Source organism: Paenibacillus sp. sgz302115 (assembly GCF_056120445.1).
This window is the reverse complement of record NZ_JBVYOK010000001.1, coordinates 22,013-35,353: the sequence shown is the minus strand read 5'-3', so window position 1 is coordinate 35,353 and position 13,341 is coordinate 22,013. Positions and strand designations below refer to the sequence as shown.

The 13,341-nt window shown below is 54.3% G+C and carries 12 protein-coding genes; 1 reads left to right on the top strand and 11 read right to left on the bottom strand.

Annotation, left to right across the window (positions count from 1 at the left end; genetic code table 11):
• The first annotated feature begins 6 nt into the window (after positions 1–6).
• Complete coding sequence (rpmB, locus tag AC0LWN_RS00155) at positions 7–195, top strand: 50S ribosomal protein L28 (RefSeq protein WP_458965808.1); 189 nt, start codon at positions 7–9, stop codon at positions 193–195.
• A gap of 100 nt (positions 196–295) precedes the next feature.
• Here the strand turns inward: rpmB and spoVM are convergent, their stop codons facing one another.
• The 11 genes from spoVM to coaBC all read right to left on the bottom strand — a co-directional run bounded on the left by spoVM (position 296) and on the right by coaBC (position 13,227).
• Positions 296–376 carry a stage V sporulation protein SpoVM gene (gene spoVM / locus AC0LWN_RS00150; protein WP_019424875.1) on the bottom strand — a complete coding sequence of 27 codons (81 nt, stop codon included), beginning with the start codon at positions 374–376 and terminating at the stop codon, positions 296–298.
• A gap of 180 nt (positions 377–556) precedes the next feature.
• On the bottom strand, positions 557–1,225 hold the full coding sequence (rpe, locus tag AC0LWN_RS00145) for a ribulose-phosphate 3-epimerase (protein WP_474662649.1): 669 nt from the start codon (positions 1,223–1,225) through the stop codon (positions 557–559).
• Positions 1,226–1,229: 4 nt separating this feature from the next.
• A complete protein-coding gene (gene rsgA, locus AC0LWN_RS00140; RefSeq protein WP_458965810.1) occupies positions 1,230–2,135 on the bottom strand; it encodes a ribosome small subunit-dependent GTPase A in 906 nt (301 codons plus the stop codon).
• A gap of 121 nt (positions 2,136–2,256) precedes the next feature.
• Positions 2,257–4,434 (bottom strand): Stk1 family PASTA domain-containing Ser/Thr kinase, encoded by a 2,178-nt coding sequence (pknB, locus tag AC0LWN_RS00135; protein WP_474662648.1) that lies wholly within the window; start codon positions 4,432–4,434, stop codon positions 2,257–2,259.
• Positions 4,431–5,207 (bottom strand): Stp1/IreP family PP2C-type Ser/Thr phosphatase, encoded by a 777-nt coding sequence (locus tag AC0LWN_RS00130; protein ID WP_474662647.1) that lies wholly within the window; start codon positions 5,205–5,207, stop codon positions 4,431–4,433. The genes pknB and AC0LWN_RS00130 overlap by 4 nt, the downstream gene beginning before the upstream one ends.
• A 6-nt stretch (positions 5,208–5,213) precedes the next feature.
• Positions 5,214–6,254: a dual-specificity RNA methyltransferase RlmN gene (gene rlmN, locus AC0LWN_RS00125; protein WP_474662646.1), complete on the bottom strand. Its 1,041-nt coding sequence runs from the start codon at positions 6,252–6,254 to the stop codon at positions 5,214–5,216.
• A gap of 196 nt (positions 6,255–6,450) precedes the next feature.
• Entirely contained in the window at positions 6,451–7,926 is a 1,476-nt protein-coding gene (gene rsmB / locus AC0LWN_RS00120; protein ID WP_474662645.1) for a 16S rRNA (cytosine(967)-C(5))-methyltransferase RsmB, read from the bottom strand.
• Positions 7,923–8,861: a methionyl-tRNA formyltransferase gene (gene fmt, locus AC0LWN_RS00115; protein ID WP_474662644.1), complete on the bottom strand. Its 939-nt coding sequence runs from the start codon at positions 8,859–8,861 to the stop codon at positions 7,923–7,925. Before fmt ends, rsmB begins: the two co-directional genes overlap by 4 nt.
• A gap of 5 nt (positions 8,862–8,866) precedes the next feature.
• Positions 8,867–9,352, bottom strand: a complete 486-nt coding sequence (gene def / locus AC0LWN_RS00110; protein ID WP_474662643.1) for a peptide deformylase — start codon at positions 9,350–9,352, stop codon at positions 8,867–8,869.
• 108 nt (positions 9,353–9,460) lie between these two features.
• Complete coding sequence (priA, locus tag AC0LWN_RS00105) at positions 9,461–11,992, bottom strand: primosomal protein N' (protein WP_474662642.1); 2,532 nt, start codon at positions 11,990–11,992, stop codon at positions 9,461–9,463.
• On the bottom strand, positions 11,992–13,227 hold the full coding sequence (gene coaBC / locus AC0LWN_RS00100) for a bifunctional phosphopantothenoylcysteine decarboxylase/phosphopantothenate--cysteine ligase CoaBC (RefSeq protein WP_474662641.1): 1,236 nt from the start codon (positions 13,225–13,227) through the stop codon (positions 11,992–11,994). The genes priA and coaBC overlap by 1 nt, the downstream gene beginning before the upstream one ends.
• Positions 13,228–13,341: the final 114 nt, after the last annotated feature.

Genomic DNA, 13,341 nt, shown 5'->3' with positions numbered 1-13,341 from the left:
TAATCTATGTCCCGCAAATGTTCTGTAACTGGCAAGAAACCAGGCAGCGGTAACCATGTATCCCATGCTAACAACCGCAACCGTCGTTCTTGGGGAGTTAACGTTCAGAAGGTCCGTATCCTCGTGAACGGCAAACCGAAACGCGTATACGTCAGCACCCGTGCTTTGAAAGCCGGTAAAGTTGAACGCGTTTAGTCTTGGATTATCCTAGACCTAGCGATATCTCATATGTAGCAAAAAGCACCCTTTACATTCGTAAGGTGCTTTTTTTCATGTTTTCTGTTCAGATTCAGCCTCAGTTTTTCTGAAAAGTATTCAAAATCGCCTTAACAAAACCTCCCAAAAATTTTGGCAGCTTGAACGTGTAAAATTTCATCCTTAACCCTCCAATCAATTCATGCCGTACGGTAGGAGACTTTCCCGGCTCTCGGCCTTTCGTAACGAACTGCAGACCTCCCTTGTTGAACAAAAAAAGGCTACATGAGATTTCTGCTCATGTAACCATGTTTATGCGCTCATAACTTGGCCTATACCTTAAGTCTAAGCAGGTTAAGGATTAACGGAGCGCCGCCTCTGCCGCTTCCCGAATGCCCTTAATCGCTGCTGCGCGGTCACTGCGTCCAAAGACGGCATTCCCGGCTACCAGCACGTCGGCGCCTGCCGCTGCAACCAATGGAGCCGTATCCTCAGCGATACCGCCGTCAACTTCAATGCGTAAATCCGTATGATTCACTTCCCGGGCCCACTCGCGGATTTGGCGGATTTTCCCCAGAGTATGAGGAATAAAGGACTGGCCGCCGAAGCCCGGGTTAACCGTCATCACCAGCACCAGATCCACATCCTCCAGCACCTCGCGCACAGCCAGCGCCGGAGTGCCCGGATTGATTGCTACACCTGCCATAAGACCCAGCTCCTTGATCTGATGCACCACACGGTGCAAATGGACACAAGCTTCGGCATGTACCGTAATCACGCTGGCTCCTGCGGCTGCAAATTCGGGAATATAACGTTCCGGGTTCTCGATCATCAAATGAACATCCAGCGGCAATGAGGTGTGTCCCTTCACTGCTTTTACAATCGCTGGTCCAAGAGTAATATTCGGCACAAAATGGCCGTCCATGACGTCCACATGGATCCAGTCTCCGCCACTGGCCTGGGCTTCTGCAACCTCTGCGCCAAGTGCGGCAAAATCGGCTGACAATATTGATGGTGCGATTGTAATCATAATGTTAGTACCTCCGCTTTTTATCTTTCATTTCATTGTAAAACAGCTTGTAATGCTCATAACGGCTGCTGGCGATGTCGCCTGCCTGAAAAGCTTCAATAACGCGGCAGCCCGGCTCATGCAGGTGGCTGCACCCGCGGAATTTACATTGTTCAGCATAAGGGGCAAATTCCCGGAAGCAGGTGGACAGCTCCTCCACACCCAGCTCCAGAAAGTCCAACTGGCTGAAGCCTGGAGTATCCGCCACAAATCCGCCTTCGCCAATGTCCATCAGTTCCACGTGGCGGGTGGTATGGCGCCCACGGCCCAGGCGCAGGCTGATCTCTCCTGTCTCCAGCTCAAGGCCGGGGACAAGACGGTTCAGCAGCGTTGACTTGCCGACACCGGATTGGCCCGAGAAGACGCTGATGCCCCCCGCGAGACGTTTACGCAGCTCATCGCTGCCCTCGCCCGTAAGGGAACTCGTCACCAGCACTTCATACCCAATACGCTCATAAAGTGCTTTGACCTGCGCAGTAGCTTCGCCCTCGTCATCGGCCAGGTCCTGCTTCGTGAGCACGATCAGCGTATTCAGGCCGGAATGCTCAATGTGCACCAGAAACTTATCCAGCAGATTCAGGTTCATGTCCGGCTCGCGTACAGAGAAGAGCAGCACAGCCAGCTTAACATTGGCAACCGGCGGACGGATCAACTCGGATTCCCGGGGGAGGATTTCATCGACCATGCCTTCCCCGTTCTCGGTCAGAACATAAATAATCCGGTCGCCAACCAGTGGCGTGATTCCCTTTTTCTTAAGTATTCCCCGTCCCCGGCACTGCACAGCTTCTTCCTCTGCTGCGATTGATCCTTCATGGAGCGGCTTAACGTAGTAATAACCGCTTAATGCTTTGACAATAATACCCTCAGGCATACATAATGAGCCTTCCTCTCCTGATATTGCACAAATGACCCAAGCCTGCAAGGTACCCGGGTCATTCTGCTGCTGCAGCCTTCTCTTGAGTAACTTCAGGATCGGCTGCCGCTTTTATCTTTTATTTGTCTTTCTTTTTTCCCTTGTCCTTAGCATTGGTTGTCACAAAACCTGTCTGGTTCGCCGCCCCTGTATTCCCTCCATTATCCGTGCTTGGAGGCAAAATCTCCGGTTCAATGGTCGGTTCGCTGGTAACCGGAGTATCAGTAGGCGCCTGTGTTGGTACAGGCGTAGGATCGGCCGGGAGCTCAGGTTGCGGCACAGTACCGTTTTTGGCATCCGCATATTTAATCGTATAGGTTGCGATGAATTCCCCATCCTGGTAGACGGAGATGGAACCGTCCTTATTAGGGGCGAGCAGCAAGTTCACCGACAACATCTGGCTCTTGGCAATCGTACGTGTTCCCCATTCCTGGTTCTCGCCATCCTTGCGCGCATCGGCATAGATAATGCGGATTTTGGTCTTCTTGCCCTTGCTTGATGGAGTGACCGGCACATTGAATGTATACTCCAATGCCTCAGGCGGGTAACCTGTGCTTACCGTAATATTAATTTTCTCGCCCGGTGAAGCAGTATCGCCCTTCTCATAAGGCCATTGCTCTATTACCTTGCCTTTATCTACAGTGAAGCTGGATTCTTCTTTGATTTCACCCAGCGCAAGTCCTGCTTCCTCCAGCTTGGCTTGGGCCTCTTTCTGGGTCGAGCCGACGAGATCCGGTATCGGCGTAGTCTCTTTCCCCTGGCTGACAATCAGCTTGATGGTCGCCGTCTCGGGATCATAATCGCTGCCGGCGGCCGGCTCAGAGCTGATTACCTGACCTTCAGGATAATCCTCGCTGAAGCGCTGGTCCTGACTGATCCGGCTTTGCTCCACCCCCGCCGCAATCAGCATCTTCACCGCATCATCATAGCTTTTGGTAGAAAGCTCGGGCATTTTGGGCAGTACTTTGGCGGTGCTTACAGTAAGAGTGATATGTGTGCCTTCTTTGACCATAGTATTAGGATTCTTACTTTGCTTCCATACGATGTTAGGCTCGAAATTCGGATTGTATACTTGCAGCGGAGGCTCCTCCGCGATAAGTCCAACTTCAGTGAGGGCCGCTTTGGCGTCCTCAAAAGATTTGCTCGTCAGGCTTGGTACCGCCACTTCGTCAACAGCAAGCTTGGCGTTCACATACCATACCACACCGCCCATAGCCAGCAGGATAATCAGCGTGAGGCTAATCCACAGCACTGGGCGTCCCCGCTTTGCCTTACCGGAACCCGATGACGCAGCTTCCTCTTCGCGCCAGCCTCTGTCATCTCCCCCGCCGCCGCTGCGGCTGCCGAGTCCGCGCTGCAGCGGCTTGATTGCCGGAATAATCCGCGTTCGATCCTCGTCATCATCATCATTGAACATGGCCTTGGCCTCACTCCGCCGTTCCGGCAGCAGGCAGGTCTCCAGATCATGGAGCATTTCTTTGGCCGACTGGTAACGCTCGTCGGGATTTTTACGCATGGATCTTAATATGACATTCTCAACGCTTTGCGGAATCAGCGGATTCAGCAGGCGCGGCTCCTCAAACTCCTCCTGAAGATGCTTCAAGGCAACACTGATCGGGCTTTCGCCCAGAAAAGGAAGTACTCCAGTCAGCATCTGATAGAGTACGATACCTAGAGAATACAGATCTGACTTTTCCCCTGTAGTAACCCCTTTGGCATGTTCCGGCGAGAAATAATGAACCGACCCCACCACTGAGCCTGTCTGGGTAATGGTTGTAGAGGTGACAGCCCGGGCAATCCCGAAGTCCGTCACTTTCACCCTGCCATTGCGGCCAATCAGAATATTATGCGGCTTGATGTCGCGGTGGATAATCTGATTCTGATGCGCATGATCAAGTGCGTCACAGATTTGGGATGCAATGCGGATGGATTCGTCAACCTGCAGCGGAGCCCGCTCTTTTATAATCTCATTCAAATTCTTGCCTTCGACATATTCCATAACAATATAATGAATTTCATCTTCTTGTCCCACATCGTATATACTGACCACATTCGGATGCGATAATGATGCAGCAGATTGCGCCTCCCGCCGAAAGCGGCGGATGAACTCCTCATCATGCACAAACTGGTTACGCAATACTTTGATAGCGACGTTCCGGTTAAGCAGTATGTCATGTGCCCGATAGACGAGCGCCATGCCACCTCCCCCGATCCGTTCGATGACTTGGTAACGGCCGCCCAATTCGTGACCGATCATCTACCCCACTCCTTTGTTTCGGGCACTGCGGCCTCTCCTTGATGTTCTAACATAGCGACGCTGATATTATCGCCGCCACCGGCAAGCAATGCCAGTTGAAGTAATCGGTCCGCTCTTTCCTCTAACGGTATTTCGAGGATTCCTGCAACCTTGCCCAAATGCTCCAAGCTGACGAAATTGCTCAGTCCATCGCTGCATAGCAGCAAAAGTTCTCCAAGTTCCAGGTTAACAGGAGCCAAATCGGCCACAACCTCGGCATCCGTCCCAAGCGCTCTTGTGAGCACATTGCGGCGCGGATGGTTGTCAAGCTCCTCAAGGCTGATCTGTCCGCTCTTGAACAGCTCATTGACCAGCGTATGGTCCTCGGTTAACTGAATTGCTGCACCGTCCTTAATCAAGTAGGCTCTGCTGTCTCCGATATGGCCGATATATCCCGCCGGACCCTTCAGCAGCGCGGCAACGACAGTTGTTCCCATGTTATGGTACTTCTCGTCACTTGAAGCCTCTTGGTAGACCGTGCTGTTAGCTTCCAAAATAGCGGCAGACAACGCTTCGCGTAAGCTTTCCTCCGGAAGATCAGGCAAGAGCCCGTCCAGGGCATTCTTCATTGTCTCCAGAGCAAGACGGCTCGCGGTGTCGCCAGCCAAATGTCCACCCATTCCATCGGCGATAATGCCGAGGGTATAACCGTGGCGTGTCACGCCGATCCAGACCGAATCCTCATTGACGGTACGTACCCGGCCAATGTCGCTGGCATGAACTGTTCTGATCAAATATCCTCACCCCAACTCCATGTGTTTGGCGCGCAGCTGTCCGCATGCGGCCGCAATATCATGGCCCTGCTCACGGCGGATGGTTACATTCACGCCGTGGTCGGCCAGAACACGCTGAAATTCAAAAATATCATTGCGGGAAGTCCGTACATATTTGCGCTCCGGCACATGATTGACCGGAATCAGGTTGACGTGGCATAGCATGGTCTTAAGCACTCCGGCTAGCTCCTCCGCATGCTCCTTCTGATCATTGACGCCGCCAATAAGCGCATATTCGAAGGTGATGCGCCGGCCGGTCTTGGCCTGATAATAACGCAGAGACTCGATAACATCATCAAAAGGATAACGCCGGTTGACCGGCATCAGCTTGGAGCGCAGCGCATCATTGGGCGCATGAATGGAGATCGCCAGATTGATCTGGGTATCTTCATCGGCAAATTTATAGATGCTTGGCACAATCCCGCTGGTGGAGACTGTAATATGCCGCTGGCCGATATTCAGGCCCTTCTCATGGATCATCAGACGCAGAAATCTCATCGTCGCATCATAGTTCTCAAAAGGCTCGCCTGTCCCCATGATGACAATGCTGCTGACGCGTTCGCCGCGCGCATCGAGGATCTGCTGGGAGCGGACAACCTGAGCTACAATCTCGCCGGCTGTCAAGTCACGCTTAAGTCCTCCAAGCGTAGAGGCACAGAAGGTGCAGCCAATCCGGCAGCCCACCTGCGTCGTTACGCAGACGCTGTTGCCATAATTGTGCTTCATGATAACTGTCTCAATCGCATGATCATCATGCAGACCGAACAGGAATTTCACAGTGCCATCCTTGGACTCCAGCTTGGTAATCTCGGTCAATGCCGTAATTCTGAACTGCTCATTCAGCTTGGCGCGCAGCGCTTTGGACAAGTTGCTCATGGACTCAAAATCATTAACGCGTTTTACATACAGCCAGTCGAAAATCTGCCCGCCGCGAAAAGCTGGCTCTCCGTTGTCCTTGGCCCACTGCTGCAACTCTTCCAGCGAAAAATCATATATTAAAGGTTTCATCAAAATCAGCACCTGTTCTTTCTTAAAGTATAAAATTTCTTGGCTATACGCTATGTCATTTCTTCTTAAAGATATGCGTATTATTTCTCATTCTTCCTATTTTAACACAAATATTAGAGACGGTAAAAGAAAAGCCCGCCGCGCAAGTAAAACCCTGCGGGCGGGATACCTGTAAATGCCTTGCCGTTTTACTATATTACAAGAGCCGTTCCAGCCGGGCGATGTAGAACCCGTCACTGCCGTAATGCTGCGGGAGAAGCTGTATTCCCTCCCCTTCAGCCAGCGCGGTGCCTTCGAGACGCTCCCATACGGGAGAGCTGAACGTGACAGATGCAAAACCGGGATTGTTCTTCAAAAATTCAGCAACAATCCTGCTGTTCTCCGCCTGCTCCGTGGTGCAGGTACTGTAGACCAGCACGCCTCCGGGCTTCAGTAGTCCGGAGACCGATTGCAGCAGCTCGCCCTGCAGATCAGCCACACTGGCTATATCCTCAGGCTGCTTGCGCCATTTGAGGTCCGGCTTGCGGCGGATAACGCCGAGGCCGGAGCAGGGAGCATCCAGCAGAATCCGGTCAAAGGATTCCGGTTCAAGAGCCTCCGCAAGCAGGAGCGCGTCACGGCTGCCTGTACTAATGCAGTCCAGTCCAAGCCGCTGCGCCTGGTCCGCGATCAGCTTCGCTTTGTGCGGATGCAGATCGTTAGCATAAATGTAGCCTTCGTCCTTCATCAGCTCGCCCATATGGGCGCTTTTGCCTCCGGGGGCGGCGCAGCAGTCAAGCACACGCATGCCCGGCTCCGGCGCTACTGCTTCCGCAACCAGCATCGAGCTCTCATCCTGTACGGACAGAAGGCCGTCCTGGTACCAAGAAGTAAGCGCCAGATTGCCGCCGCCTTTTACGACGATGCCAAACGGGCTTACCTGCGAGGCGGAAGCATCCAATCCCGCCTCAAGCATTTGCGCAAGCAGCGCGTCGCGGCTGATCATAGTAGTGTTCACACGAACGCTGACCGCAGGCGGTTCATTGTTGGCTGCGCATATGGCTTCAGCCGTATCCGCTCCATATTCGGCTGTCCAGCGCTGAACCAGCCACAGCGGGTGTGAATGCAGAATGGAGATGCGTTCCTCGCGGCTGAGATTCTCAGGAATCACCGGCAAATCACCGGCACGCAGCACGCTTCGCAGCACACCGTTCACCATTCCGGATATTCCCTGATGTCCTCGTTTCTTGGCTATATTCACAGCCTCGTTGACAGCCGCATGCGATGGAATGCGATCCAGATACATGATCTGATACAGGCTTAATCGCAGCAGATTGCGCACCCAGGGCTGCAGCTTGGCTATTCCCTTGCTGACGAACCCTTCCAGCACATAATCAAGCGTGATCATCCGCGAGATGCTTCCGTACACAAGCTCTGTAGCCAGCCCCGAGTCCTCACGGCTGAGTCCCGACTTCTGCAGACTGCTGTTCAGCAGAAGATTGCTGTACGCGCCCTCCTGCTCGACACGGACAAGAATATCAAGCGCCACCTCACGGGCAGTCGCAATTCCCGGTGTGCGTGTGCCGCCGGGGCGGCTATTCTTCCCTGCAGCACCTGTAGTCTTGCGCGCATTCCCGCCGGACGGCTGAACGCGCCGCCCGTGCCCGCCTGCGCCGCTATTGCCCGCGCTCAACCTAGCACCGTCCCGGGCTTCAGCGTCCCGCCGCGGCTGAAATCAGCGGCGGTCATGGCTTTTTTGCCCGCAGGCTGCACCGAGGTAAGCAGCAGGCTGCCATCCCCTGTCTTCACTTCAACGCCACGTTCACTTACCGCCAGCACCGTACCGGATGCAGCAGCACCGCCGCCGCCATTCCCGTCAGGCTTAAGCGCAGCCCACACCTTGAACGTCTCGCCATTCCAGAGCGTAAACGCACCGGAGAAGGGCACCAGCCCGCGTATACGATTGTAGATACTGCGCGAGCCTGCGCTCCAATCAATCCGTTCATCTTCTCTGCTGAGATTGGGCGCATAAGTGGCTTCACTGTCGTTCTGCGGCGTAGCCTGCACAAGACCGCCAGCGAGGCGCGGCATTTCCGCCTTAAGAAGCTCGCGTCCGGCAAGGCTCAGCTTCTCAAACAACGTTCCCGAGGTGTCTTCATCCTCAATCGGCACCTGAACGCGCGAGATCATGTCGCCTGTGTCCAGACCTTCCGCCATGTACATCAGCGTGACTCCGGTGACCTTCTCGCCGTTGATAATGCAGCGCTGGATCGGAGCGCCGCCGCGATATTTCGGCAGCAGCGAGCCATGCACGTTCACACAGCCATTCTGCGGGAGTTCCAGCACCGATTTGGGCAAAATCTGCCCGTAAGCCGCCGTAACAATCAGATCCGGCTCATAGGCGGCCAGCTCGGCCACCGCTTCCGGCCGCCGCAGCCGCTCGGGCTGCAGCACCAGCAGCCCCAGAGACAGAGCCGCCTCCTTCACCGGAGAAGGCGTTAACGTCTTCTTCCGCCCCTGCGGACGGTCAGGCTGAGTGACAACAGCTACAACCTCGTAGCCTTCATCCACCAGCATCTGCAGGGAAGGCACCGCAAAAGCCGGAGTACCCATGAACACTATCTTCATATCAATCACTCCTCAGTTTCGCTGCGCTCAGCCGTATACTCATAGACCTTCTCGGCTATATCCGTGAACAGCACTCCGTTAAGATGATCAATCTCATGCTGAAAAGCCCGGGCCAGCAGTCCGCTTCCGGTGATTGTAATTTCCTGGCCTTCACGGTCAAGACCGCGTACAGTTACCGTCTCCGCGCGGCGCACATCGCCATTCAGGCCGGGAATACTCAGGCAGCCTTCCGGGCCGAACTGTTCGCCTTCCTTGCTGATGATCTCCGGATTAATCATCTTGATCAGACCATGCTCCTCATCGGCATCGACTACGATCAGCCGTTTCAATATACCAACCTGCGGCGCAGCGAGGCCAACGCCTTCAGCGTCATACATAGTATCTGCCATATCATCAAGCAGCTTTTGGACATTAGGGGTAACCTTGGTTACTGTTTTCGCTGTCTTATGCAGCACTTCATCCGGTTCTTTCACGATCAGCCTGATTGCCATTACATAAACACCATCCTTGAAAATTTCTATAGTAAAACAAAGCTGTATATCAGCATAAGCCCGATAATTCAGACCTCAATTCCCAACTTATTGTAACACGTACGCCATTTACATCAACATTTGCGGGTCTACATCCAGACTGATCTGCAGCCCAGTGTCGCGGACCGAATCCTCAAGCTCCTCCGCGACCTGCCGGGCCAGTCCGATGGCATCAATGGAACCCCGCCATTTGATGATGCATTGGAATCTGTATCTGCCCTTAAGCCGGGGCAACGGGGAAGCCACCGGACCCAGCAGATCCAGCGCATCGGCGGACAGCTTATCCAGACTGCCGTACCAGCGGAGCTGTCTTGCCTTGCCTTGAATATTGAGCGCATAATTCTCAGCCATCCGCAGCAGCACAGGAAGTTGCTCATGGGACAGTGTCACCAGGATCAGCCTGCAATATGGGGGATAGTGCAGCTCCCTGCGATGCTTCAGCTCTTCACGCACAAAGGAATGATAATCATGCCCGCTGGCATGAATGATGGAATAATGCTCCGGCGTATAGGATTGTACTACAACCTCCCCCGGAAGCTGATGGCGTCCCGCTCTCCCCGCAACCTGGGTGAGCAATTGGAACGTCTTCTCGGCTGCGCGGAAATCCGGCAGATTGAGCGCAGAATCCGCAGTAATGACACCGACAAGGGTAACGTCGGGAAAGTCGAGTCCTTTGGCCACCATTTGCGTGCCCAGCAGCACATCGGCCTTCTTGTCCCTGAACTGGCCCAGCAGCTTCTCATGCGAGCCCTTCTCCGTTGTTGTGTCCACATCCATCCGGATTACCCGGATGCCGGGAAACAGCTTGCCCAGCTCTTCTTCAACCCGCTGCGTTCCTGTGCCGAAGAAGCGGATATGCTCGCTTCCGCATTCCGGACACAGCTTGGGCGAAGGCTCGGCATGACCGCAGTAATGACAGCGCAAATTATCGCTGCGGCTGTGATAGGTTAGCGAAATATCGCAATCCGGGCAACCGGCGACATAACCGCAGCTGCGGCACATCACAAAGGTCGAGAAGCCTCTGCGGTTCAGCAGCAGCACGGTCTGTTCACCGCGCTCCAGCCTGCTCTCCAGAGCAGCATGCAGCCTGCGGCTGAACATGGAACGGTTGCCTTCCTTCAGCTCATTGCGCATATCGGTCACATGCACCTTAGGCAATTCATTGCCCAGCGCCCGGCTGGGCATTTCCAGAAGGACAGGCGAGAAATGAATGTCGCTCTGCGCCCTGGCGGCATGATAGCTCTCCAGGGACGGCGTGGCGGAGCCAAGAATCACCGCAGCCCCGCATTGCTCAGCCCTGCGTACAGCAACATCACGCGCATGGTATTTAGGATTCTCCTCCTGCTTATAGGAGGACTCATGTTCTTCATCCATAATGATCAGGCCCAGATTGACAAACGGGGCAAACACCGCCGAACGGGCCCCCACAGCTACATTCGCCTTGCCTTCGCGGATTTTGCGCCATTCGTCATAACGTTCGCCGACTGACAGGCGGCTGTGCATCACCGCTACCCCGCTGCCGAACCGGCCCTTGAACCGCTCCACCATCTGCGGAGTAAGGGCAATTTCAGGAACAAGCACTACCGCCTGTCGTCCCTGATCCACACAGCGCTGAATGCACTGCAGGTAAATTTCTGTTTTCCCGCTCCCTGTAACCCCATGCAGCAGAAAAACCTCATGCCGCTGCTCTTCAACGGTAGAAGCGATTCGCGTATATACAGCTTCCTGCTCTGCTGTAAGCGGCAAAGGCGTGCTAGGCTTGAAATCACGGCCCTGGTAAGGATCGCGGTACACCTCAATTTCACTAATTTCAATGAAGCCCTTGTCCTCCAGCGCCTTCACGGTTCCCGCAGTAACCTGCAGTACCGACAGCACATCCTTGAGCGGCATCGGCAGTGTTCTTTCCATGTCGATCAGGAAAGAGAGCACTTCCTTCTGCCGTGCAGAGCGTGCCGGGAAGCTGGCAAGCGATTCACGGGCAGCGGCGAGGCCGATTGCCAAATCAACCGCCTTCAGCTTTTTTTTGCCCATCTTATCCTTGATCGACTGGCTCTCGGCAAGCACGCCCCGCCGGAGCATGAACTTCACCGTCTCAGCCGCTTGCGGAAAGGCCCGGGTCAACTGCTTCATTGAAACCTCGCCGTTTCGCCCGACAAATTCGGTAATCCTGCGTTCCTCCTGGTCTGTCTCCAGGAACATTGGAAACAGCTCATCCATCGGGCCGCCATCCTCTTCCGCCGCATCGCCGAGTATAATCAACCGCTCGGCTTTGCCCTTCAGGGCTGTTGGAAGCATGGCCTGGAGGGCAGATATCCGCCTGCAGGCATATCTTTGACTCATCCAGTCTCCCAGCTCCACAAGCTCGGGAGAGAGGGGCGGAAGCAGATCCAGCACCTCTTGAATCGGCTTCAAGCCGGAATTTGCACCGCTTACCCCCGATTCTACCGAAACAACAAATCCCTGCACCGTCCGATGTCCAAACGGCACGGCTACCCTGCTCCCCACTTCAACCCACAGCAGGAGAGCGTCAGGAATCAAATAATCAAACGGCCGGTCGGTGCTGCGAACAGGAACATCGACAATGACCTTGGCTATTTCCATTATAATGCGGCTCCCGCAATGCGCTCAGCCGCAAGCAGCAGCAACTGGCGCGCCACTTCATCTTTGGATACGAGCGGCAGATCCAGCACTAATCCGCCCGCATCATAGATGGACACGATATTGGTATCCGTCCCGAACCCGGCGCCTTCCGTGGAGACATCGTTGGCTACAATCAGATCCAGATTTTTGCGGACCAGCTTGTCCTTGGCATAAAATTCGGCATTTCCCGTTTCGGCGGCAAAACCGATCAGGTACTGCTTATCCTTGATTTTCCCCAGGCTTTCGAGAATGTCAGTCGTCTTCACCAGTTCAAGCGTCAGCGTATCGCCACTCTTCTTAATCTTGGATTCCGCACTTTCTCTAGGCCGGTAGTCCGCCACAGCGGCAGCCTTAACCAGAATGTCACAGTCATCCCAGCGGCTTATTACCGCCTCATACATATCCTGTGCTGATTCTACCCGGACAACGTGAATTCCCGGTTCCTGCGGCGGCGCTTCATCTGTACGCGCTGCGATCAAGGTAACATCGGCTCCCATTGCGCGTGCTGCGCGGGACAGGGCAAAGCCCATTTTGCCGGAGGAGTCGTTAGATATGTACCGTACCGGATCAATGCGCTCGATTGTTCCCCCTGCGGTGATAATGACTTTTTTACCGGCAAGAGCTCCTGCGGCGGCGTTAGCCTGAGCTGCAAAATAATTTTCCACCACGCTAACAATCGCTTCCGGTTCCTCCAGGCGTCCTTTTCCGACATACCCGCAGGCGAGCAGGCCTTCGCCCGGCTCAATGAACTTCACTCCACGGCTGTGCAAAGTGTTAATATTGGCGAGCACCGCCGGATGCTGATACATATGGACATTCATTGCCGGCGCCACCATCACAGGAGCGGTTGTCGCAAGCAGAGTGGTAGATAACATGTCATCAGCCAGACCATGCGCCATTTTAGCGATAATGTTGGCTGTAGCCGGTGCAACAAGCACAAGGTCGGCAGCATCGGCCAGATCAATATGTGAAATTGAGGACGGATCGCGCTCCTGAAAGGTATCGCTATAGACGCGCTGCTTGGACAAAGACTGCAGTGTCAGCTCGGTAATGAACTGCTTGGCCGATGCCGTCATAATGACATGAACCTCGGCCCCTTTTTGCGTCAGCTTGCTGGTCAAAGCCGCTCCCTTGTAAGCAGCGATTCCCCCGGTAATTCCCAGTATAATCGTTTTGCCCTGTAAGCTCTTCAACATGGTTCCCCCCTGTTCCTCACCCTATATTTTGAGAAAAAAATAACAACCTTCCGGTTGTCAGGTACAGCCCGGTTCGGGCTATTCTCGAGCTGAATTTGTACGATTTGATCTACT